This window comes from Oerskovia sp. USHLN155, from assembly GCF_037145535.1.
Classification (GTDB): Bacteria; Actinomycetota; Actinomycetes; order Actinomycetales; family Cellulomonadaceae; genus Oerskovia; species Oerskovia rustica.
On sequence record NZ_JBBCXG010000010.1, the window covers coordinates 58,236 to 81,246 of the forward strand.

General features: G+C 68.2%; 18 protein-coding genes. 8 read left to right on the forward strand and 10 right to left on the reverse strand.

Annotation, left to right across the window (positions count from 1 at the left end):
- Nucleotides 1-48: 48 nt before the first annotated feature.
- The 8 genes from WFH32_RS15055 to dnaA form a co-directional block, all read right to left on the reverse strand.
- The gene (locus WFH32_RS15055) at nucleotides 49-1,035 is read right to left on the reverse strand and encodes a DUF3566 domain-containing protein (RefSeq protein ID WP_225227657.1); all 987 of its coding nucleotides are present in this window, start codon (nucleotides 1,033-1,035) and stop codon (nucleotides 49-51) included.
- Nucleotides 1,032-3,716: a DNA gyrase subunit A gene (gyrA, locus tag WFH32_RS15060; RefSeq protein ID WP_191794680.1), complete on the reverse strand. Its 2,685-nt coding sequence runs from the start codon at nucleotides 3,714-3,716 to the stop codon at nucleotides 1,032-1,034. The genes WFH32_RS15055 and gyrA overlap by 4 nt, the downstream gene beginning before the upstream one ends.
- Nucleotides 3,717-3,897: 181 nt before the next feature.
- Complete coding sequence (gyrB, locus tag WFH32_RS15065; RefSeq protein ID WP_191794943.1) at nucleotides 3,898-5,967, reverse strand: DNA topoisomerase (ATP-hydrolyzing) subunit B; 2,070 nt, start codon at nucleotides 5,965-5,967, stop codon at nucleotides 3,898-3,900.
- A gap of 316 nt (nucleotides 5,968-6,283) precedes the next feature.
- Nucleotides 6,284-6,871, reverse strand: coding sequence for a DUF721 domain-containing protein (locus tag WFH32_RS15070; RefSeq protein WP_318243962.1), 588 nt, complete (start codon nucleotides 6,869-6,871; stop codon nucleotides 6,284-6,286).
- Nucleotides 6,864-8,078, reverse strand: a complete 1,215-nt coding sequence (gene recF / locus WFH32_RS15075; RefSeq protein ID WP_336708133.1) for a DNA replication/repair protein RecF — start codon at nucleotides 8,076-8,078, stop codon at nucleotides 6,864-6,866. The genes WFH32_RS15070 and recF overlap by 8 nt, the downstream gene beginning before the upstream one ends.
- A gap of 178 nt (nucleotides 8,079-8,256) precedes the next feature.
- Nucleotides 8,257-9,156 carry a phosphogluconate dehydrogenase (NAD(+)-dependent, decarboxylating) gene (gene gnd, locus WFH32_RS15080; RefSeq protein ID WP_336708135.1) on the reverse strand — a complete coding sequence of 300 codons (900 nt, stop codon included), beginning with the start codon at nucleotides 9,154-9,156 and terminating at the stop codon, nucleotides 8,257-8,259.
- A gap of 48 nt (nucleotides 9,157-9,204) precedes the next feature.
- Nucleotides 9,205-10,335 carry a DNA polymerase III subunit beta gene (dnaN, locus tag WFH32_RS15085; protein ID WP_138826994.1) on the reverse strand — a complete coding sequence of 377 codons (1,131 nt, stop codon included), beginning with the start codon at nucleotides 10,333-10,335 and terminating at the stop codon, nucleotides 9,205-9,207.
- Nucleotides 10,336-11,671: 1,336 nt separating this feature from the next.
- Complete coding sequence (gene dnaA, locus WFH32_RS15090; RefSeq protein ID WP_336708136.1) at nucleotides 11,672-13,111, reverse strand: chromosomal replication initiator protein DnaA; 1,440 nt, start codon at nucleotides 13,109-13,111, stop codon at nucleotides 11,672-11,674.
- A gap of 503 nt (nucleotides 13,112-13,614) precedes the next feature.
- Here dnaA and rpmH point away from each other — a divergent pair.
- The 8 genes from rpmH to WFH32_RS15130 all read left to right on the forward strand — a co-directional run bounded on the left by rpmH (nucleotide 13,615) and on the right by WFH32_RS15130 (nucleotide 20,436).
- On the forward strand, nucleotides 13,615-13,752 hold the full coding sequence (gene rpmH, locus WFH32_RS15095; protein ID WP_010849920.1) for a 50S ribosomal protein L34: 138 nt from the start codon (nucleotides 13,615-13,617) through the stop codon (nucleotides 13,750-13,752).
- Nucleotides 13,753-13,758: 6 nt separating this feature from the next.
- Nucleotides 13,759-14,124 carry a ribonuclease P protein component gene (gene rnpA / locus WFH32_RS15100; RefSeq protein ID WP_191794689.1) on the forward strand — a complete coding sequence of 122 codons (366 nt, stop codon included), beginning with the start codon at nucleotides 13,759-13,761 and terminating at the stop codon, nucleotides 14,122-14,124.
- A gap of 29 nt (nucleotides 14,125-14,153) precedes the next feature.
- Entirely contained in the window at nucleotides 14,154-14,438 is a 285-nt protein-coding gene (gene yidD / locus WFH32_RS15105; RefSeq protein ID WP_336708271.1) for a membrane protein insertion efficiency factor YidD, read from the forward strand.
- A gap of 58 nt (nucleotides 14,439-14,496) precedes the next feature.
- The gene (gene yidC / locus WFH32_RS15110) at nucleotides 14,497-15,576 is read left to right on the forward strand and encodes a membrane protein insertase YidC (protein ID WP_191794691.1); all 1,080 of its coding nucleotides are present in this window, start codon (nucleotides 14,497-14,499) and stop codon (nucleotides 15,574-15,576) included.
- A gap of 74 nt (nucleotides 15,577-15,650) precedes the next feature.
- Nucleotides 15,651-16,172 (forward strand): Jag family protein, encoded by a 522-nt coding sequence (locus WFH32_RS15115; RefSeq protein WP_191794693.1) that lies wholly within the window; start codon nucleotides 15,651-15,653, stop codon nucleotides 16,170-16,172.
- Between the two features lie 952 nt (nucleotides 16,173-17,124).
- The gene (rsmG, locus tag WFH32_RS15120; RefSeq protein ID WP_336708155.1) at nucleotides 17,125-17,805 is read left to right on the forward strand and encodes a 16S rRNA (guanine(527)-N(7))-methyltransferase RsmG; all 681 of its coding nucleotides are present in this window, start codon (nucleotides 17,125-17,127) and stop codon (nucleotides 17,803-17,805) included.
- A gap of 232 nt (nucleotides 17,806-18,037) precedes the next feature.
- Nucleotides 18,038-19,189 (forward strand): ParA family protein, encoded by a 1,152-nt coding sequence (locus tag WFH32_RS15125; RefSeq protein WP_442946345.1) that lies wholly within the window; start codon nucleotides 18,038-18,040, stop codon nucleotides 19,187-19,189.
- Complete coding sequence (locus WFH32_RS15130) at nucleotides 19,186-20,436, forward strand: ParB/RepB/Spo0J family partition protein (RefSeq protein WP_191794695.1); 1,251 nt, start codon at nucleotides 19,186-19,188, stop codon at nucleotides 20,434-20,436. The genes WFH32_RS15125 and WFH32_RS15130 overlap by 4 nt, the downstream gene beginning before the upstream one ends.
- A 118-nt stretch (nucleotides 20,437-20,554) precedes the next feature.
- On the opposite strand, the gene WFH32_RS15135 is transcribed toward WFH32_RS15130, so the two are convergent.
- Both WFH32_RS15135 and WFH32_RS15140 read right to left on the reverse strand, forming a co-directional pair.
- A complete protein-coding gene (locus WFH32_RS15135; RefSeq protein WP_191794952.1) occupies nucleotides 20,555-21,505 on the reverse strand; it encodes a D-alanine--D-alanine ligase family protein in 951 nt (316 codons plus the stop codon).
- A gap of 164 nt (nucleotides 21,506-21,669) precedes the next feature.
- Nucleotides 21,670-23,001, reverse strand: coding sequence for an aminotransferase-like domain-containing protein (locus tag WFH32_RS15140; RefSeq protein WP_318243963.1), 1,332 nt, complete (start codon nucleotides 22,999-23,001; stop codon nucleotides 21,670-21,672).
- Nucleotides 23,002-23,011: the final 10 nt, after the last annotated feature.

A 23,011-nucleotide genomic window follows, 5' to 3' on the forward strand; every position in this document is an offset into this window, starting at 1 on the left:
AGCGGGCCCAGGGCCCTCGGACGACGTCCCGGTATGGTGTGTTTTGTCCTAGTCGTCCGTCAGCGTGAGGTGGATTCCGCCCACCATGGCCGCGACGATGTTGTAGATGAACGCCATGATCGTGGACAGCGCTGTGATGAGCACCATGTTCACGATCGCGATCAGGGTCGACAGCGCGACCACCCGGTTGAACTCCACGAACTGGAGCACGTCGACCGTGGACTCCTGACCGACGATGCTGCGGATCAGCGCGTCGGTCTCGGTGAAGACCCCCATGCCGTCGAGCACGGTCCACAGGACCGCCGTCGCGACGACCGTCATGATCCCGATCGCGACGGCGAGCAGGAACGACAGCTTCATGACCGACCAGGGGTCGACGCGCGAGATCGCGAGACGCACCCGACGAGGACCGTCGGCCGACCGCGCCGCGGGCGTCGCCCCCGTCGCCGGCTGCGCCGGTCGCGGAGCCTGCCCGGCCGGCGCCGCGGCCGCAGCCACGGGCGTCGCGCCCGTGACCGGGCTCGCCGTCCCGCTGAAGCCCGCCGCGGTGTAGTGCATGGCGGGCACCTCCTGGGTACCGCCCGCAGCGGGTGCGCCTGCGCTCGTCGGGGTCTTGTTCACGCGTGGCACCGTTCGGTCGTCGATCTCGTCGGGAGACTTCTCGCTCTGCTTCGCGGGCGCGGGCGCCGGAGAGGGCTCTGCAAGCTTCTTGGCGGCCGCCTTGGCGGTCGCCATGGCGGCCGCAGCCGCCTTCAGCGCACCGGACCGGGCGGCCGGGCCACCCGCGGCCGGAGGCGGCGGGACGGGCTTCTCGCTCGCGGGCGTCGAGCCCGACGGCGTCGCTCCCGTCGTCGGAGGAGGCGGCGGTACCGGGGCGCTCGCCCCGGGCTGCGCACCGTTGGTCGTCCCGCCCCCTGCGGTCCGTGCGGTGCCGTTGCTCGCCGGTGGGCGGGTCGCGGTGCTCGTCACCTCGTCAGGGCGTGGCTGCACCGCCTTCGGCACGATCGTCGGCGGGGACTTCTTCTCGCTGCTCATCTACCATCCTCGGTGGCTCCGGGGGTCGCTTCCGACGAAGCCTCCTGCCCGGTGTTGCTGGCGGGAGAGGCGACCTCGGACTGCCCCTGCTCGGACGCGTCCTCGTCCACGGTATCCCGATCCTCCCCCAGTCGACGTTCGACATTACGGGCAACGGCGATGATCTTGTCGTTCTTGTCCGGCTTGGCGAAGATGACACCCTGCGACGTGCGGCCCGTGGGCTTCACCTCGTCGACCGAGGACCGCACGATCTTGCCGCGCTCCATGATGACGAGCACCTCGTCGTCGCCGTCCACCACGAGGGCTCCGACCAGGTCGCCGTTGCGCTCGGGAAGGTTCGCCACCTTGATGCCGAAGCCGTTGCGGCCCTGGACGCGGTAGTTGTCCTCGGTGAGCTGCGTCCGCTTGGCGATGCCACCCTCGGTGACCGTGAACAGGAAGGCGTCGTCACGGACCACGTCCATGGCGAGAAGGTCGTCCTCCTCCCGGAACTTCATGCCCGTGACGCCCGACGTCGAGCGGCCCAGCGGGCGCATCGCGTCGTCGTCGGCCGTGAAGCGGATCGACTGCCCCTTGCGCGAGACCAGGATCAGGTCGTCCGTGGCGTCCACGAGCCGGGCCGAGACCAGCTCGTCGGTGTTGCCGTCCTCGTCCTCGCGCAGGTTGATCGCGATGAGGCCGCCCGAGCGCGGGGAGTTGTACTCCGACAGTCGGGTCTTCTTGACCAGACCGCGGCGCGTCGCGAGGACCAGGTACTCGGCGGCGTCGTAGTCGCGCAGGTCGAGGACCTGCGCGATCTTCTCGCCGGGCTGGAACGCGAGCAGGTTCGCGACGTGCTGCCCCTTGGCGTCGCGGCCGCCCTCGGGCAGCTCGTACGCCTTGGCGCGGTACACCCTGCCCAGGTTCGTGAAGAACAGGAGCCAGTGGTGCGTCGTCGTCACGAAGAAGTGGTCGACGATGTCGTCCTCGCGCAGCTGCGTGCCGCGCACGCCCTTGCCGCCACGCTTCTGCTGGCGGTAGTTGTCGCTGCGCGTGCGCTTGGCGTAGCCGCCGCGCGTGATCGTGACGACGACCTCCTCCTCGGCGATGAGGTCCTCGATCGACACGTCGCCGTCGTAAGGGAGGATCGTGGTCCGACGCTCGTCGCCGTAGCGCGAGACGATCTCCTCGAGCTCGTCGCCCACGATCTGACGCTGACGCTCGGGACGGGCCAGGACGTCGTTGAGGTCCTTGATCGCGGCCTCGAGCTCGGCGTACTCGTCGATGAGCTTCTGGCGCTCCATCGCGGCGAGCGCGCGCAGCTGCAGCGTCAGGATGGCGCGAGCCTGGATCTCGTCGACCTCGAGCAGGGCCATGAGGCCCTCGCGCGCGTCCTCGACCGTGGCCGACGCGCGGATGAGCGCGATGACCTCGTCGAGCGCGTCGAGCGCCTTGAGGTAGCCGCGCACGATGTGGGCGCGCTCCTCCTTGGCGCGCAGCTCGAAGCGCGCACGCCGTACGACGACGTCCATCTGGTGCGTCGTCCAGTGGCGCACGAACGCGTCGATGCTCAGCGTGCGGGGCACGCCGTCGACGAGCGCGAGCATGTTCGCGCCGAAGTTCTCCTGGAGCGAGGTGTGCTTGTACAGGTTGTTCAGGACGACCTTGGCGACCGCGTCGCGCTTGAGCACGATGACCAGGCGCTGTCCCGTACGGCCCGAGGTCTCGTCGCGGATGTCCGCGATGCCCTGCACCTTGCCGTCCTTGACCAGGTCGGCGATGCGCAGCGCCAGGTTGTCCGGGTTGACCTGGTAGGGGAGCTCCGTGACGACGAGGCAGATCCGGTTCTGGATCTCCTCGACGTTGACGACCGCGCGCATCGTGATGGACCCACGGCCGGTGCGGTACGCCTCCTCGATGCCCTTGTGGCCCAGGATCGTGGCGCCCGTGGGGAAGTCCGGGCCCTTGATCTTGGTGAGCAGGACCTCGAGCAGCTCCTCCTTGGAGGCCTCCGGGTGCGCCAGGTGCCACCTCACGCCCTCGGCGACCTCGCGGAGGTTGTGCGGCGGGATGTTCGTGGCCATGCCGACCGCGATGCCGGCCGACCCGTTGACCAGCAGGTTCGGGAAGCGCGCGGGCAGGACGACGGGCTCCTGGGTGCGACCGTCGTAGTTGTCCTGGAAGTCGACCGTGTCCTTGTCGATGTCCCGCACCATCTCCATGGCGAGGGGGGCCATGCGGCACTCGGTGTACCGCGGCGCCGCCGCGGGGTCGTTGCCCGGGGAGCCGAAGTTCCCCTGCCCAGCCACCAGCGGGTAGCGCAGCGACCAGTCCTGCACGAGGCGCACGAGCGCGTCGTAGATGGCCGTGTCACCGTGCGGGTGGAACTTGCCCATGACGTCGCCGACGACGCGGCTGCACTTGGAGAACGCGCGGTCGGGACGGTACCCGCCGTCGTACATCGCGTAGAGCACGCGGCGGTGCACGGGCTTGAGCCCGTCGCGCACGTCCGGGAGCGCACGCCCCACGATGACGCTCATCGCGTAGTCGAGGTACGAGCGCTGCATCTCGAGCTGCAGGTCCACCTGTGCGATCCGGCCGTGGTGCACGGCGACCGTGCCGTCTGCTCCCAGCGCTGCCTCGGTCCCGTCCCCGGGGAGGGTTCCCTGGTTCTCGTCCTGCTCGGGAGTCTCGTCCGTCACCGTCGTCTACCTCGTCCTGTCGTGGTCCTGCTGGGTGGTGAAGCTGAGTCGTGGCACGGGGACCGCGGTGCGCGGCCGCTGGAACGGCTGCGTGCCGGGTCCGTGCCTGACGGGCCTGGTCCGGGCCGCCGCGAGCGGCCGGGTCTTCCACCCGGCCGCTCGCGGCACCCGACCACGCCGTCTAGATGTCCAGGAACCTCACGTCCTTGGCATTGCGCTGGATGAAGTTGCGTCGCGACTCGACGTCCTCGCCCATGAGCACCGAGAAGATCTCGTCCGCGGCTGCGGCGTCGTCGAGCGTCACCTGGTTGAGCGTGCGGTGGTCGGGGTCCATGGTCGTGTCCCACAGCTCCGAGTAGTCCATCTCGCCGAGACCCTTGTAGCGCTGGATCCCGTTCTCCTTGGGGATGCGCTTGCCCTCGGCCTGACCGGCGAGCAGGAACGCGTCGCGCTCCCGGTCCGAGTACACGTAGTCGTGAGGCGCGTTCGACCACTTGAGGCGGTACAGCGGCGGCTGCGCGAGGTACACGTGGCCGTGCTCGATGAGCGGGCGCATGTACCGGAAGAGCAACGTCAGCAGCAGCGTGCAGATGTGCTGGCCGTCGACGTCGGCGTCGGCCATCAGGACGATCTTGTGATACCTCAGCTTGGCGATGTCGAAGTCCTCGCCGATGCCCGTGCCGAACGCCGTGATCAGGGCCTGGACCTCGTTGTTGCCCAGGGCCCGGTCGAGGCGCGCACGCTCGACGTTGAGGATCTTCCCGCGCAGCGGGAGGATCGCCTGGTTGTGCGGGTTGCGGCCACGGACCGCCGAGCCACCTGCCGAGTCACCCTCGACGATGAAGACCTCGCACTCCTCCGGACGGTTCGACTGGCAGTCCTTGAGCTTGCCCGGCATGCCGCCGGACTCGAGCAGGCCCTTGCGACGGGTCGCCTCGCGCGCCTTGCGGGCCGCGAGCCGCGCCTGCGAGGCCTGGATCGCCTTGCGGATGATGTCGCGCGCCTCGGTCGGGTGCGAGTCGAACCAGTCCGTGAGCTGCGCACGGACGACGCGCTGGACGAACGACTTCGCCTCGGTGTTGCCGAGCTTCGTCTTCGTCTGACCCTCGAACTGCGGCTCGCCGAGCTTGATCGACAGGACGGCGGTGAGGCCCTCGCGGATGTCGTCACCCGTGAGGTTGTCGTCCTTCTCCTTGATGATGCCCTTGGCCCGCGCGTACTCGTTGACCAGCGAGGTCATGGCCGCACGGAACCCCTCTTCGTGCGTACCGCCCTCGGTCGTCGAGATCGTGTTGGCGAACGTGTGCACGGACTCGGAGTACGAGCCGGTCCACTGGAGCGCGACCTCGACCGAGATGCGCCGCTCCTTGTCCTCGGACTCGAAGTCGATGATCTCGTCGTGGATCAGCTCGACCTTCTTGGCCGAGTTGAGGTGCTTGACGTAGTCCACGAGCCCGTCGTCGTACTTGTACGACACGACGCGGGGCTTGAACTCGTCCTCACCCTCGGGAGCCGCCACGAGGTCCTCGGCGGGGTCGGTGACCTGCCCCGTGACCTCGTCGTCGGTGTCGAGGAACTGACGGCGCTCGTCCGTGAGCGTGATGCGCAGGCCCTTGTTGAGGAACGCGTACTGCTGGAAGCGCGAGCGCAGCGTCTCGAAGTCGAACTCGGTCGTCTCGAAGATCTCCGGGTCGGCCCAGAACGTCTGGGTCGTGCCGGTCTCCGAGGTGGCCTCGCCCTTGACGAGGGGTCCGTCGGTCTTGCCGCCGTCCTTGAAGTTCTGGCTCCAGGTGTGGCCGTCACGCTTGACCACGGTCTGGACCTTGCGCGACAGCGCGTTCACCACCGAGATGCCCACACCGTGCAGTCCGCCCGAGACCGCGTAGCCGCCGCCGCCGAACTTCCCGCCCGCGTGGAGGATCGTCATGACGACCTCGACGGTGGGCTTCCCCTCGGTCGGGTGGATCGCGACGGGGATGCCACGACCGTTGTCCTTGACCCGTACACCTCCGTCGGCCAGAAGTGTCACGTCGATGGTGTCGGCGTACCCCGCGAGGGCTTCGTCCACAGAGTTGTCCACAACCTCGTACACGAGGTGGTGGAGTCCGCGCTCACCGGTCGACCCGATGTACATGCCGGGCCGCTTGCGCACGGCCTCGAGCCCTTCGAGGACGGTGATGTTGCTCGCGTCGTACGTGCCGCCAGAGGGGTCCCGGTCCTTGCCCGGTCCTTCACCACTCTCCGGAGGCAGGCTGGATGGGACGTTGTCTGTGTGGTCTGCCACGGGCGGAAACGCTCCTCGTCATCATGCACGCGACAGGTTCACCCGCTGGGGAGGATCGCTGCACGGCTCATCGGTTCCGGCTCGCGCAGTGCACCAGACGGTGCTCGCGGAGGTACCCGGAATGACCTCTCCATTCTACCTGGGAGGTGGCCGAAACAGCGGATTCTGAGCCCCTGCGGGCAAGTTCTCCACAAGGTTCTCCACAGGGTGGTGGATCTGCGCACCGGCGGCGGCGGCCGACCCCCCTTCCGGACGGACATAAGGGCACGAACCGGGCGTCCGATCAGCCGAAGGTGTCGCGCGGCCCGCGGCCCCGCACGGACTTCGGTCCGCGCCGGAAGCTGGGTCCGGTCGGACCCAGCACGGTCACGGTCTCGACGACGCCCTCACCGACCTCCTGTGCGAGGCGTTCGAGCAGCCGGGGCGTCAGCAGGCGCACCTGCGTGGCCCACGCGGTCGAGTCGGCGCGCACCACGAGCACCTTGTCCTCGAAGGTCTCGGGCTCGCAGTGGTCGGCGACCTGGTCGCCCACGACCTCGCGCCACCGCCCGATCACCCCGCCGACCGACACGTCCTGGACCCACCCGCGCTCGTGCAGCAGGCGTTGCACGACCGCACCGAACGTCTGCGGGTCCCGTCCACCAGGGCGCGCCCCTGTGGACGGCGGAGGGTCGGCCAGGACGCGACGCGACGGCTGTCCCGGACGGATGCCCTTGGCGCGCGCGGCCGCACGGGCGCGGTTGAGCGCCTCGCGCGCGACCTGGGCGGGCGGCGTGAGGTCCACGACCTCACCGACCGGTAGCCCTGCGGGACGGGCGACCTCCTCGTCGCCCTCGCGGGTCGTCCCGTCCTCGTCCGGGGTGTCACGCACGCCTGGTCACCCGGCCGTCGAGCACGTCGAGCCGCAGCCCCGAGAGCTGCCGCGGCACGTCCTCCGGCACGGCCGCCGTGATGATGACCTGGTTGGCGCCCGCGACGAGGTCCGCGAGCCGGTCGCGGCGACGCACGTCGAGCTCGGCGAACACGTCGTCGAGCAGGAGGACGGGCTCGCCGTCGGGACCCCAGTCCGGCGACCACAGGAGCGAGCCTGCCGCCTCCGGTGCCCCGTCCGTGAGGAGCCGGTACGACGCGAGACGCAGCGCGAGCGCGAACGACCACGACTCGCCGTGGCTCGCGTAGCCCTTGGCAGGCAGCCCGCCGAGAGTCAGGACGAGGTCGTCCCGGTGCGGCCCCACGAGGCAGACACCACGCTCGATCTCCTTGCTGCGCAGGGCCGCCATGGCCTCGAGGAGCTGTGTCTCGAGCGCCTCGACGGTCTGCGGTCCGATCTCCTGCCCGACGCCGTCGCGCGTGTCCTCCAGCGCGGCGGCCACCGAGGAGCGGTAGGCGATGTGCGCCTCGCCCTGGCCCGAGCTGACCTGCTCGTAGGCCGCCGCCGCGTAGGGCTGGAGGGCCGCGACGAGCTGGAGACGCAGCGCCACGATCTCGGCCCCCGTCGCGGCGAGCTTGGCGTCCCACACGTCGAGCGTGCGCAGGTCCGGGGTCGACGAGCGCGAGGCGCGCATCGCACCGCCGGCCGACTTGAGGAGCGCGCTGCGCTGACGCAGGACCCTGTCGTAGTCCGAGAGGACCCCCGCGAACCGCGGCACCAGGAGCACCGCGAGCTGGTCGAGGAAACGACGGCGGCCGTCCGGGTCGCCCTTGACCAGCGCCAGGTCCTCGGGGGCGAACAGCACGGTCCGCGCGATCCCCAGGACGTCACGGGGCTTGCCGGCCGGCGCACGGTTGATCCGTGCACGGTTGGCCTTGCCCGCGGCGATCTCGATCTCGACCGTGCTCGCCCGGTCGCCCCGGACGATCCGCGCCCGGACCACGGCCCGCGAGGCCCCCGCACGCACCAGGGCCGCGTCCGACGGCACGCGGTGGCTGCCCAGGGTCGCGACGTAGCCGATCGCCTCGACGAGGTTCGTCTTGCCCTGACCGTTCGGTCCGACGAAGGCGTTCACACCGGGCTCGAGCTCGACGTCGACCGACGTGTACGAGCGGAAGTCCGCGAGCGAGAGGTGGGAGATGTACATCAGGTCCTACGGCGTCGGGTCGAACAGGTCGAGGGGAACGGTCGTCGCGGGGCCGATCTTCCACAGCACGTGGACTGCCTGTGGAGAAGGGCACCGGGCGACGCCTACCAGTGTGCGGCCTCCCCGGTGCGACGACCTACCGGGTGAGCGACGTCGTCGGGCAGGGAGCACGTCCGCCTCAGGAACCGCCGGCGGGCTTCACGGCGTGCCCGCCGAACTGCTGCCGCAGCGCGGCGACGGCCTTCATCGCCGGCGACGCCCCCTGGCGCGATGCGAAGCGCGCGAAGAGCGCGGCAGAGATCACGGGGAGGGGCACCGCGCTGTCGATCGCCTCGTCCACGGTCCAGCGGCCCTCGCCCGAGTCCTCGACCCAGTCGCTGATCTCGCCCAGCTCCGGGTCCTCCTCGAGCGCCTTGACCAGCAGGTCCAGGAGCCACGACCGGACGACCGTCCCGCGGGTCCAGGCCTTGAGCGTGCCGGGGACGTCGGTGACGATGTCCTTGGCCTCGAGGAGCTCGTAGCCCTCGGCGTAGGCCTGCATCAGGCCGTACTCGATGCCGTTGTGCACCATCTTGGCGTAGTGCCCGGCACCCACGGCCCCGGCGTGCACGAAGCCCTCCTCGCGCGGCCCCTCGGGGCGCAGCGCGTCGAAGACGGGCATCACGGCCTCGACGAGCGCCGCATCGCCGCCCACCATGAGCCCGTAGCCGTTCTCGAGACCCCAGATGCCGCCGGAGACGCCGACGTCCAGGTAGCCGATGCCCAGGGGCGCGAGCTCCGCGGCGTGCACGGCGTCGTCGGAGAAGTGCGAGTTCCCGCCCTCGATGACGACGTCACCCGCGGACAACAGCCCGGCGAGCTCGGTCACGACACCGCGCGTGATCGGCCCGGACGGGACCATGACCCACACGAGACGCTGACCTGCGGGCAGGGCGGCGACCAGCTCTGCGAGCGACGCGACGTCCGAGACCTCCGGGTTCTGGTCGAACCCCGTGACCTCGATCCCCCCGGCGCGCAGGCGCGTGCGCATGTTCGCGCCCATCTTGCCGAGTCCGACCAGACCGATGTGCGTGACCATCGTGTGCCTCCGTACCGTTGAGCTCGTTCCGTGCGCGACCGGCCGAGGTCAGCTCGCGAAGCGGATGGGGACCAGCAGGTAGCGGTAGTGCGACGAGTCCTCGCCGTCCAGCGACTCCTGACCGGTGAACTCGACCGGCTTGTTGGGGTGCGTGAAGCTCAGGCGGACGAAGTCCGTCCCCAGGGCCCCCAGGCCGTCGAGCAGGAACTGCGGGTTGAAGGCGACCGAGATCTCCTCGCCCACCAGGACCGCCTCGAGCGCCTCGGACGCCTGCGCGTCGTCCCCCTGGCCGGCGTCGAGCACGACCTGACCGTCCGTGAACGACAGGCGGATCGGGGTGTTGCGCTCCGCGACGAGCGAGACACGCTTGGCCGCGTCGATGAGCGGAGCGGTCGCCATGACAGCGTGGATCGGGGTCTCGTCGGGGAAGAGACGACGGACCGCGGGGTAGTCGCCGTCGACGAGCTGGGACGTCGTGTGGCGGCCGCCCGCCTCGAAGCCGATGAGGTCGACGCCCGAGCCCGCCGTGAGCCCCACGTTGACCAGGCCCGAGCTGCCCAGGGACTTCGCGACGTCGTTGAGGGTCCGCGCACGGACGAGGGCGACGGCGTTGAAGTCGGGCGAGGACGGGGTCCAGGTGAGCTCGCGCAGAGCGAGTCGGTAGCGGTCCGTCGCGAGCAGCGTGATGCGCTCGCCGTCGATCTCCATGCGCACGCCCGTCAGCAGGGGCAGGGTGTCGTCACGGCTCGCAGCGACCGTCACCTGGGCGACCGCGTGCGTCAGCTCGTCTCCCGAGACCGTGCCCGAGAGCTCCGGCATCGCGGGCAGCGCGGGGTAGTCCTCCACGGGCATCGTCAGCAGCGTGAACCGGCTCGCGCCGCACGTGACGATCACCTTGTTGCCCTCGACCGCGAAGTCCACAGGCTTGGCCGGCAGCGCGCGCGAGATCTCCGCGAGAAGACGGCCCGACACGAGGACCGTACCGGGCTCGACGACCTCGGCAGGGATCTCGGAGCGCGCAGAGACCTCGTAGTCGAAGCTCGACAGCCCGATCGTCCCGACGGCGTCGGCCTCGATGCGTACCCCTGCGAGGACGGGAGCCGGAGGCCGCGTCGGCAACGTACGGGCCGTCCAGGTCACTGCGTCGGCCAGGACATCACGCTCAACCCGGAACTTCATCCCACACCCTCTCGTCCATGGATCGATCTTCACATGTCAGGCACTCGACCGCGCGGTACACAGGGGTGAGTTCGCTGGTGAATGAAGACCACACGTCGCGGTTCCTCGCGTCGTCCTCCTCGCCGTCGGGGAGGACGAGACCTGTACGGGTCGTCGTGCCCGCATGAACCCTACGCGAGACCAGGCACTGCCCGGTACCTCTGGCACGCTCTGTGGATCGTGGTGGATGCTCGCTCGCTCCGGCTCGACTCCCGGCGCTGGTTGTGACGGCGGTCACAGGTGCGAGTTGGGGCAGCTCGAACGGCGCGGGACCAGATGAAGGCGTGTGGATTTTTCCTGCTTAGAGATCATTCGTCGTAGTCATCGGTGCTGTGCAAAGTGTGGAAAACGGGTCTTCGCGCAGGTCAGGGGCTGATTCTGCGTGTGGACGAAGTGGGTACGGGCCTGTGGGTAAATCGCAGGCACTGTTGACGACGAGTTGTCCACAGATCGCCGTCCACCGACCGGCCCTCCTCTGTCCACACGATGTGCCCCGTCGTCCACAGTTATCCACAGGTAGGTGCACAAGGTTGTGGGGGATGCCTGCCGCCGAGTGATCTGTACACAGCACAGAGTGCCCTGTACACAGGCGGCTGGGGACGCACGACTGCCGATCTGGGGACGGTCGGCGGCCAGCGGTGGACATACCCCCAGGCCTTGTGGACAACTATGGGGACAAGTGGATATCCACCGCTACTTGTACACATGGGCATTGGCTGCCTGTGCATCCACAGGACTGTGGAGAGCCGTCATCCAGGGGATGAGCGCCGTCGTCGGGCGTCTGTGCACAGCGGCGAGGTGCGGGACGAAGTTCATCCACAGGAAAGCCACTTAAGGTGCATAACCGGCAGGACGTGACCTGAGAGCTGGGACCGTGTCGACGGTGACACCGGTCCCGGGACGTGCGGCGGCCGGATCTCCGCATCGCGGCGCGTCTGATCCGACGGCCTTCGGGGCAGGGCGAACAGGGTCTGTGGATGACGTCGAGCGGCGGGGGACGAACGTCTGCTGTTCGAGAGCCGCGTCGGGCACGGCGCCCAGGCACGGCCTGCTGGAGGACGAGCGGAGGACGCGGCGCCGGGGCGGTGCATCCTCGCCCTGGCCGGCAGTGCACGCGGCCCGCGGCGCACCCACGGTACGACGAAGGGGAGTGGGCGAGGATGCGCCCGGCTCGTGGTGGGGCTGGCGGGAGCGCCCGAGGGACGAGGGCGCGGAGGGTAGAGCGGGGACATCCTCGCCCACCCCACCCAGGGTGACCCCATCCAGCAAGCGCGACCGCTCGCGGCGCGACCAGGGCTCAGCCCCGGTGCTGCTGCTTGATCCTGCTCGTCAGCTCGGTGACCTGGTTGTACGTCGACCTGCGCTCGGCCATCTGCTCGGTGATCTTGCGGTTCGCATGCATGACCGTCGTATGGTCACGGCCGCCGAACTGCTGCCCGATCTTGGGCAGCGAGAGATCAGTGAGCTCTCGGCACAGATACATGGCGATCTGCCGCGCGGTCACGAGGACACGTGATCGGGAGCTGCCGCACAGGTCCTCGATGGTCAGCCCGAAGTAGGCCGCCGTCTGCGCGATGACGCTCGCAGGAGTGATCTCGGAGGCGTCGTCGTCGGTGATGAGGTCCTTGAGGACGATCTCGGCCAGAGCGAGGTCGACCTGCTGCCGGTTCAGGTTCGCGAAGGCGGTGACGCGGATGAGCGCGCCCTCGAGCTCGCGGATGTTCGTCGAGATCTTCGAACCGATGTAGGACAGCACGTCCGTCGGTACGGCGAGACGTTCGCTCGCGGCCTTCTTGCGAAGGATCGCGATACGGGTCTCGAGGTCGGGGGGCTGCACGTCGGTGATGAGGCCCCACTCGAACCGGCTGCGCAGCCGGTCCTCGAAGCCGTTGAGCTGCTTGGGGGGCAGGTCCGACGTGATGACGAGCTGCTTGTTGGCGTTGTGCAGCGCGTTGAAGGTGTGGAAGAACTCCTCCATCGTCTGTTCCTTGCCCTGCAGGAACTGGATGTCGTCGATGAGGAGGACGTCGACGTCACGGTAGCGGCGCTGGAACGCGCCGGCCTTGCCCTCGCCGATGGAGTTGATGAAGTCGTTGGTGAACTCCTCGGAGTTCACGTAGCGCACCCGTACGTTGGGGTACAGGTTGTGCGCGTAGTGACCGATCGCGTGCAGCAGGTGCGTCTTGCCCAGCCCGGACTGCCCGTAGATGAAGAGCGGGTTGTAGGCCTTGGCCGGTGCTTCGGCGACGGCGACGGCGGCCGCGTGGGCGAAGCGGTTCGAGGACCCGATGACGAACGTCTCGAAGATGTACTTCGGGTTGAGGCGGGTCGGTTCGGCGTGCGGACGCTGTGGCACCGGCGCGGGGAGCATCCGCTCGCGCTCGCGCTCGTGCTCGGGCTCGACGTGGACCGGCATCGCGGGTTCGGGCACGCTCGCGGTGAGGGCAGCGGGGGACGGCGGTTCGGCGGCGAGCTCGGGGTCGACGGTGATCCCGAAGCGGACGTCCCGGCCGAGTGCCCCCGCCATCGCGGAGACGAGCTCGTCGCGCACCCGGGTCTCCAGGTAGGTCCGAGTCTGCTCGTGCGGAACGGCGATGAACACGGTGTCGTCGAGGATCGCGAGAGGCTTGGCCAGCTTGATGAAGGCGATCTGCCGCGGCGTCATGTCGGGGCTGGCCTCGAGGACGGCGATGGTCTGAGCCCAGACGTCAGTGATGTTCTCGTCGGGGTTGGACACCAGGTGATTCCTTCGTCGTCGGGTGCTGCATGATGATCAGGATCAGTCTGGAGTGTGCCACGCGGACCCGTTATCCACATAGTTTTCCACAACCTGTGGGGAGTAGTGGCAACGCACGGCTGCATCGGTCGGCTGCGGGTCGTCTGCCGGCAGCCTGCCGGTCGTCGAAAGGTCCGCAGCGTGGCCCGCGACCCGACCACGAGCCGCCTACCGCTTGCGTGCTGCCTGACGGCACCAGGATCAGAGTAGACGTATCAGCAGCTGAGCGACATATCATGACAGGCTCGGCGTGAGGTGGTCCGGGTTTGACCCGAGGGGGGTCCGCGGCGTAACGTCATACAGCCGTTCCAGGTACTTTCGCGCGCCCTCACGGGGGCGAATCCACGGACTGATCGTGGCGGGTACACGGGCGGCTGGGGTGCAGAACTGCATCCCTTCCAGCTGTAGCACTGCATCGTCGAGGACATAGACGGTGTACCTCCCCGACGTTCTTGGAGTACCTCGTGAGCAAGCGGACTTTCCAGCCGAACAACCGGCGCCGTGCGAAGACCCACGGTTTCCGGCTGCGTATGCGCACCCGCGCCGGCCGCGCCATCCTGGCAGCCCGTCGTCGCAAGGGCCGCGCCGAGCTCTCTGCCTGACAGCAGGTGCTACCCGCGGCGCACCGCTTGCGCCGTTCCGTAGATTTCGAACGGGCGGTGCGACGTGGCGTGCGCGCGGGACGATCGACCGTGGTGGTTCATCTCTCCCAAGACCCTGGGGGCGACGAGCCACCACAGGTCGGTTTTGTCGTATCCAAGGCCGTAGGCAACGCCGTGCACCGGAACAAGGTGAAGCGGCGCCTGCGCGCCGCGTCTTCGGCGTACCTGGATGCGTTGCCGCCACGGACCCGAGTGGTCGTGAGGGCACTTCCCGCGTCCTCCGACAGCGACTTCGCCCGGCTCGACCAGGACCTAGCGTCCTGCATCAAACGAGCGGTCGCCCAGTGGGACCGCCGATCGGCCGAAGCATGAGCGCGACCGTCCAGGCCGATCACGCAGGAATGGGCTCGCCCAGCTGGATCACGTGTTCGTGGCGGTTCGTCCAGAGGATCCCGCTGCTCGTGCTGGTCGGGCTCATCAAGGCCTATCAGAGCGTCATCTCACCGATGACCGGGCCAACCTGCAAGTACTACCCCTCGTGCTCGCAGTACGCGCTCGTCGCGATACGACGGCACGGTGTGCTGCGAGGCGTACGGCTCGCCGTCTGGCGGCTGCTGAGGTGCAACCCCTGGAGCAGAGGTGGCGTCGACGACGTCCCCGAGGCGCTGAGGAAGCACTCGCACTAGTCCTCCTGCCGGCGACGTCGGCGGGACCCAGTTTGTTGAAGGTTAGGGAGTAGTACGGATGGACTTCTTCAAGTTCCTCGAGCCGATCGAATGGGTCGTCGCGTGGATCATGTACCTGTGCCACCAGGGACTCGTGTTCCTGGGCATGGGTGACGGCCCCGGTCTCGGTTGGGTGTTCTCGATCGTCGGGCTCGTGATCATCATCCGTATCCTCCTGATCCCGCTCTTCTTCAAGCAGATCAAGGCCTCGCGTGGCATGCAGATGCTGCAGCCCGAGATGCAGGCCATCCAGAAGAAGTACAAGGGCAAGTCGGACCCGGCGTCCCGTGAGGCCATGAGCCGCGAGACGATGGAGCTCTACAAGAAGCACGGGACGAACCCGTTCGCCTCCTGCCTGCCGATCCTGCTGCAGTCCCCGATCTTCTTCGCTCTGTTCCGCGTGCTCAACGGCCTCGTGCCGATCTCTGAGGGCAAGGCCGATGCGATCGGGCCGATCGACGCGAGCGTCGCGGGAGACATCGAGAGCTCGTCGCTGTTCGGCGCGCACCTCTCGGACATCTTCCTGAAGACCGACGACATGCAGGCGAAGATCGTCATCGGCGCCCTGATCGTCGCGATGTGCGCCACGACCTTCTTCACGCAGCGCCAGCTGACGATGAAGAACATGCCGAAGTCGGCTCTCGAAGGCCCGATGGCGTCGACGCAGAAGATGATGCTCTACGTCTTCCCCTTCATCTTCGCGGTCTCCGGCGTGAACTTCCCCGTCGGTGTCCTCGTCTACTGGACCACGACGAACCTCTGGTCCATGGGCCAGCAGTTCTACACGATCAAGCGCATGCCCGCCCCGGGATCCGAGGCTGAGCGCCTGATGAAGGAGCGCAAGGCTCGCAAGGCCGCAGCCAAGGGCATCGTCGAGGAAGCAGCTCCGGTCATCGAGCAGCCCCGCGGCCAGCGTCAGCAGCCCAAGCGCAAGGACCGCCAGAAGCCAGGCACGCCTCGCGTCATCAACGGAACGACGGCTCCGTCTGCCGAGGTCAACGATGCCCCGGTCAACGATGCCCCGGTCGATGGTGAGACCGACGGCCCGGCCAAGGGGACCGGTAAGGGTTCCCCGAAGCCGAAGCAGCCGAAGAAGTAGCCCCAAGTCCTGATCCGAGAGCGCCGAGGTTCCTTCGAGACCCCGGGGTTCTCATGACCCCCAAGGAGTCAGCAATGTCGTCGACCGACGCCCCCGCTGCCGAAGACCAAGCCCCCGACGAGATGACGCGCCTCGAAGAGGAAGGGGAAGTCGCTGCGGACTACCTCGAGGAGTTCCTCGACATCGCCGATCTCGACGGTGACATCGATATCGACATCGATCACGGTCGCGCTGCGCTGGAGATCGTCGCCGACGAGCCTGCTTCGCTCCGGCACCTCGTGGGCAAGGAGGGTGAGGTTCTTGATGCTCTCCAGGAACTCACGCGGCTCGCGGTCCAGGCGCGGACAGGCGAGCGGAGCCGACTCATGCTCGACATCGCCGGCTTCCGGGCGCAGCGTAAGGTCGAGCTCACGGAGCTCGCGACGACGGCGATCGCGACGGTTCGTGAGTCCGGCACCGAACTCTCGATGGAGCCCCTCAACGCCTTCGAACGCAAGGTCGTTCACGACGTCGTCGCAGCGGCCGGACTTACGAGCGACTCGCGGGGGACCGACCCGGAGCGCTACGTCGTGATCCGACCCTCCGAGGAATCCTGACCGAACCTCTTTCCTCTCGAAGCCGCCCGGTGTTTCACGTGAAACGCCGGGCGGCTTCGTGCGTATGGCACGGGCAGATGTATCGAGTACCCCACCGCGGGGCGCGTTCGCGTGGGCTCAGCCCGTCCGGCGCATCGCGCGGGAGGCGGGCCTGTCGTGGGCTCGTCCAGCGGGGGAGCGCATCACGCCCCTGTCGCGACGGGGGTGGCGCGGGGGATCGGCAGAGTTCTGGTCGGCGCGACGGAGCCGTGTGATTCGCGCTACCAGCCGGTTCGACTCCTGAAAGTGAGGAGTGGCTCCGGGCTGTGCGGGCTGGCTCCACCCCGGATCCAGGAGGTGGCCGTCGCGTGTGCCGAGGAGCGGCAGGAGGTGGGGTATCCCCGTGCCAGCTCATCCGCGGCGCCGCAGCGACGATGCGGCGGTGAGGATGCGACGATGCCGGGCCACCCTGGCAGCGTCCGGACGACGCCAGGGCGGTACTGGACGGTCCCGGGCATGGTGTCGCTCTGGAGGTCGGCTGTAGTGCTTCTGGTGGCCCAGGTCGCGGAGCTTCGAGTGGACAGCAGCGACCGTGGGTTCCGCCGTCGCGGGTTGTGATCTGGTGGGGCACACGGCACACGGCACACGGCACACGGCACACGGCACACGGCACACGGAACACGGCGCACGGCACACAGCGCACGGCAGCGGGTCCGGGTCGTTCCCTTCAGCACTCGGCAGCCCAGGTTCTCGCGCTCCCCGGGGTGAGGCGATCGCACGATGGGCACTTCCTCCCACTCGCCCTTCCGCTGTCATGCCTTGCCAATGACGCAGGCACCCTCGCCAGGTGCCAGCTTGTCGTCCGGCGCCGCTGGGCATCCCTCCATGGCCGTGCGAGACGTGACACCATGGACCCCGGGCTGTTCGGTCGAGCCCTGTATTCCGTGGGGCTCGAGCACTGAAAGAGGAGTAGATGACCAACGAGATGAGCGACGCCGTCGAGGGCGATGTTTCACGTGAAACACTTTCCGACTCTCCAGAGGTGCGGGCGTATTTCGGCGACGCGTACCCTGCCGTCGCTCGATTCGCCGAGATGCTGCATGACCAGGGGGAACTGCGCGGACTGATCGGGCCGCGCGAGGTGTCCCGCATCTGGGAACGGCACATCCTCAACTCCGCAGCCGTGGTGCAGTTCCTTCCAGAGAACGGCACGATTGCCGACATCGGCTCCGGCGCCGGCCTTCCGGGGATCGTCATCGCCGCCATGCTGCCCGACGCGCAGGTTCTGCTGATCGAGCCCATGGAACGTCGGTGCGCCTGGCTTTCCGAGGTGGTCGACGAGCTCGAGCTGTCGAACGTCGAGGTCAAGCGTGGGCGGGCGGAGGAGTATCACGGCGCGTTCCAGTGTGACGCCGTGACCTCGCGTGCCGTTGCTGCGCTGGAGAAGCTGGCTCGAATGTCGCTTCCGCTGGTCGAACGCGGCGGAGAGATGGTCGTCCTGAAGGGACGCAACGTGATCAACGAGATCGAGCCCGCGCGCAAGGTACTGCGCAAGTACAAGACGGAGGAGCCGGAGGTGCTCGAGGCGTTCAGCGTCGAGGGTGTCGAGCCGACGACCGTGCTCCGGGTCCGACGCACTGCAGTTCAGGTCTGAGGCGCTGAACGCCTTCCTGGGCTCAACCGGCGCTGTCTGGTCGCAGGAGGGACCGCGCCGGGTCGTGGGCTGTGCCTCGCGACGAGGCGGCCACGCGGAGCACGTAGGGTGGCACAGGGTGGCGGACGAGTGCGTTGCCTGGCCGACCGGAAGACTCGGTCACGACACGCGTTCGGCGGTCCACGAATGAGGCTGCGGCGGGGCGCATGCTGGAGTAGGTCAAGTGAGGGAGATGGGCGTGACGGAGAGTTCCGACCAGCAGCAGGACATCCCGTTCGAGAGCCCGGAGGTGGCGTACCTGGCGGATGTTTCACGTGAAACACCCGACGGCTACCTGTCGGAGAACTTCGACGAGAGTCGACGAGAAGCGCTCATGGCGAGCCTTCCCGAGATGGACGATGAGACTCCGCTTGCTGCCCAGTTGACGATCGACGCACGGCGTCGGATCGACCTTCAGGGACGACGATTCCCGCGCCCGGCATCGACACGCATCATCACGATCGCCAACCAGAAGGGTGGCGTCGGGAAGACGACGACCACCGTCAATCTCGCGGCGGGACTCGCACAGGCCGGTCTCAACGTGCTGGTGATCGACAACGACCCGCAGGGCAACGCGTCGACTGCGTTGGGGGTCGAGCATCGGGCGGGGACACCATCCGTCTACGAGGTGCTCGTCGACGGTGCGCCCTTGTCGTCCGCGGTCCAGCAGTGTCCAGACCTCCCGACGCTGTGGTGCGTGCCGGCAACGATCGACCTGTCGGGTGCTGAGATCGAGCTGGTCTCGTTGGTTTCACGTGAAACACGACTACGGAAGGCCGTCGACGACTTCCTCGAGGAACGGATCGCTCAAGGTCTTGAACCGATCGACTACGTCCTCGTCGACTGCCCACCGAGTCTCGGGCTCCTTACGGTCAATGCCTTCGTGGTCGGTCGCGAGGTCCTGATCCCCATTCAGTGTGAGTACTACGCACTCGAGGGGCTCAGCCAGCTCCTGAAGACCATCGAGCTCATCAAGGCTCACCTGAACCCACGACTTCATGTCTCGACGATCCTGCTCACGATGTACGACGGCCGTACCAACCTTGCGCAGCAGGTCGCCGCTGAAGTGCGGGAGCACTTCCCCGAGCAGACCCTCAAGACATCGATCCCTCGTTCCGTGAGGATCTCGGAGGCTCCGAGCCATGGTCAGAGCGTGATCACCTACGATCCGAGCTCCACCGGTGCGCTGGCCTATCTCGAAGCTGCTCGTGAGGTGGCCGACAGAGGCCGGCCCGAGCCCTTGCCTGTCCCATCAGTCGACGGAGCGTCTCGCAACGTCTCGCGGCAGAACTACCTCGCCGAGCGATGGGCAGTGCTGCCTAGCTACCAGGAGGATGCACGATGAGTGAGAAGCGCCGTGGGCTCGGTCGTGGTCTCGGAGCCTTGATTCCGACCAGTCCTGAGCGTGAGCGTCCGGTCGACGTCTTCTTCCCCTCCGCCCCGCGTGCCGCTGAGGTCGTTCAGAACGCGAACCCAGAGGCTGGGGGAGTGGGGTCTGGCGAGTCCAGCGCCTCCGTGCTGACGATCGAGCGCACCGGAGCCGACTCTCCCGCCTCCCTTCTCGGTGTTGACGAGCAGGACGTGGCCGACATCGCAGCGGTCACCAGCGACTCGGCGACAGATGGTGCTGGCGCGTCTGTCGCAGATGGCGGGTCGGGTGAGCGTGGAAAGACCGACGACGTCGACGCCGATGTTTCACGTGAAACAGGAGCCGAGGAGAGCCCGCACACCGTGACCGAGCGGGCGTCGGTCGATCTGGTGCCGGTTCCCGGCGCCACGTTTGCCGAACTTCCTGTCGGTCTGATCCGCGCCAACTCACGTCAGCCACGCACGGTCTTCGATGAAGGCGAGCTCGACGAGCTCGTCGGCTCGATCAAGGAGATCGGCGTCCTTCAGCCAGTGGTCGTGCGCCGCGACCAGGAGAATCCTGGCGGCTACGAGCTCATCATGGGCGAACGGCGGTGGAGGGCGACCCAGGCCGCGGGGCTCGACGTCATCCCCGCCATCATTCGAGAGACGGACGATGCCGACCTGCTGCGGGATGCCCTCCTCGAGAACCTGCACCGCAGCGCCCTGAACCCCTTGGAGGAGGCGGCGGCGTACCGCCAGCTCCTCGACGACTTCGGTTGCACGCACGAGGAGCTGGGTACTCGCATCTCCCGGAGCCGTTCACAGATCTCCAACATGCTGCGTCTTCTCCGCCTTCCCCCGCTGGTCCAGCGCCGCGTGGCCGCAGGAGTGCTGTCGGCCGGACACGCGCGAGCCCTGCTCGGGCTCACGGATGGTGCCGAGATCGAGCGCCTCGCGCAGCGCATCGTCTCGGAGGGTCTGTCGGTGCGCGCCACCGAAGAGATCGTCGCGCTCGGCGGCCTGGATGCGAAGCGTCCGGTCGAGCGAGCTCCGCGGCCCGGCCAGCGCAGTGCGGCGATCGACGAGCTGGCGACGAGGCTCTCGGACCGTTTCGAGACGCGGGTCAAGGTCGACCTGGGGAAGAACAAGGGGCGGCTGACCGTCGAGTTCGCCTCGGTCGAGGACCTCAACCGGATTCTCGACCTGATGGCACCGCAGGACCCGGGTCTGCTGCGCCAGTAGGTTGACGGGTCACCAGGTCGGCGTAGCCAGACCAGGGCCTCGACGTTTCACGTGAAACATCAGCCCCGATGAGCGAGTGCCCATCGGGGCCGATGTCTTTGGTCAGGCGAGTGAGGCGTCAGCGCGTGGCACTCTGACGGACGGCGCTCTGCGTCACGATCGCGCGGTAGAGGTCACCCAGGTCTCGACCCGCAGCCTGTGCGGCCTGCGGGAACAACGATGTCTCGGTCATCCCGGGCGCGACGTTGACCTCGAGGAAGTGAGGGTTCCCCTCGGCGTCGACGATGAGGTCCGACCGGGACAGGTCGCGGAGTCCGAGCGCCAGGTGGGCACGGACGGCCATGTCTGCAACACGTGCGGCGACCTGGGGAGAGAGCCGAGCAGGGGCGTAGTAGCTCGTACGCCCCGGGTTGTAGCGCGCGTCGTAGTCGTAGGTACCGTCGGTCACGATCTCGACGGCGGGGAGCGCCTCCGGACCTTCCGGCCCCTCCACGACGCTCACGGCGATCTCGGTCCCCTCGACGGCGCGCTCGATGAGGGCGATGTCGCCGTACGAGAAGCAGTCGACCATCGCGCGAGGGAGGTCCTCGGCGCGGTGGACTAGCGTGACCCCCAGTGCGGATCCGCCACGGGTGGGCTTGACCACGAGGGGGAGGCCCAGACGGCCGACGACCGCGTCGAGGACTGGCTGGGCCCCGAGCTCCCGGAAGAGGCTCTGGGGGAGCGTGACGTAGTCGGGCGTGGAGAGCCCCGCGCCGAGTACGACGTTCTTCGCGATGGGCTTGTTCCAGGCTGCTCGCGAGGCCCGAGGACCGGTCCCCACGTAGTCGAGGGAGAGCAGCTCCAGCACGTCACGGACCGAACCGTCCTCGCCGCTCGCGCCGTGCAGGAGGGGCCAGACGACGTCGGGCGTCTCCTGCGCGAGGAAGGAGAGGAGTGACGCGTCGACGTCGTGGACCGACACCTCGATGCCCGTACCTCGCAGGGCGTCGGCAACGCGTCGGCCCGAGCGGAGCGAGACGTCGCGCTCGTGAGACAGGCCTCCTGCGAGGACCACGACGCGCTCCACAGGGCGGTGTCCTGCACCGGTCGAGCCTGCAGCGCCGGGGCTCTGTGGAGCGGCTGATGCACGCTCGGCGACGTCCTCGGTGACGGTCTGTGATTCCGCAGCGGTACCCACGGTCTTGGTCCTCTCGACGTTCAGCGGGGTTCTCACGAGGGCAGGGGTGGCGCTCACGCGAGGTTGGGGCCAGGGTTCTCGACGTCGGTGAGGTCGGGATCCTGGGCCCCGGAGGTGCCGAACAGGTCCACGAGCTCGCGCTCGGCGGAGACGACCCCGGCGAACCGCCGGACGCCCTCTCTGATGCGTTCCGGCGTCGGGAAGCAGTAGGACAGGCGGACGTGGTCCGCGCCCGTCCCGTCGGCGTAGAACGCCGTCCCCGGGACGTACGCGACACGTGCGGTGACCGCTCGGGGGAGCATCGAGCGTGCGTCAAGACCGTCGGGCAGCTTGACCCACGTGTAGAACCCGCCGTTCGGCACGTTCCACGAGGCCGACGGAAGGTGCTCCGAGAGAGCGCCGATCATGGCGTCGCGCCGCTCTCGGTAGAGCTCACGGAACTGCTTGATCTGGCCCTGCCAGTCACAGGTCTCGAGGTAGGTCGCGATCGCGAGCTGCGAGGCGTTCGACGGGCAGAGGATCGCCGACTCGCTCGCCAGCACGAGCTTCTCGCGGACCGCATGCGGCGCGACGACCCAGCCCACCCGATAACCCGGAGCGAACGTCTTGGAGAAGGAGCCCAGGTAGAGGACCCCCTGGTCGTCGAGCGAGCGCATGGCGGGCAGGGGGTCGCCGTCGAAGCCGAGCAGCCCATAGGGGTTGTCCTCGATCACGAGCACGCCGAAGCGCTGGGCGATCTCGAGGATGCGGGGACGCCGTTCGACCGAGAGCGTCACGCCTGCGGGGTTGTGGAAGTTGGGCACCGTGTAGAGAAGCTTGACGCGCCGACCTTCCGCAGCCAGCCGGGTCAGGGTCTCCTCGAGCGCCTCGGGGATCAGACCGTGCTCGTCGAGGGGAACGTGGACGATGTCGGCCTGGTACGAGCGGAAGACTCCGAGGGCGCCGACGTAGCTCGGTGCCTCGGCCACGATCACGTCACCCGGGTCGATGAAGATCCGGGTCACGAGGTCGAGCGCCTGCTGGGAGCCGGTGGTCACGACGATGTCGTCAGGGTGGCAGTCGATGCCTTCGAGGCGCACGACGTCGACGATCTTCTCGCGCAGCGACTCGTCGCCCTGTCCTGAGCCGTACTGCAGCGCGGTCGTGCCACGCGTCGCGACGAGCTTCTGCATCGCGTCCGCGATGACGTCGAGGGGGAGACCTTCGAGGTAGGGCATGCCGCCGGCGAGCGAGACGACCTCGGGGCGATTCGCGACCGCGAACAGGGCGCGAATCTCCGACGCTCGCATGCCGTGGGCGCGCTCGGCGTAGGCGCCGAACCACGGGTCGAGGCGGGTGCCGCCCGAGGCGGCGGGCTGAGCGGGGTGCGTCGGTGTCGTGCTCACGCTCCCCAGT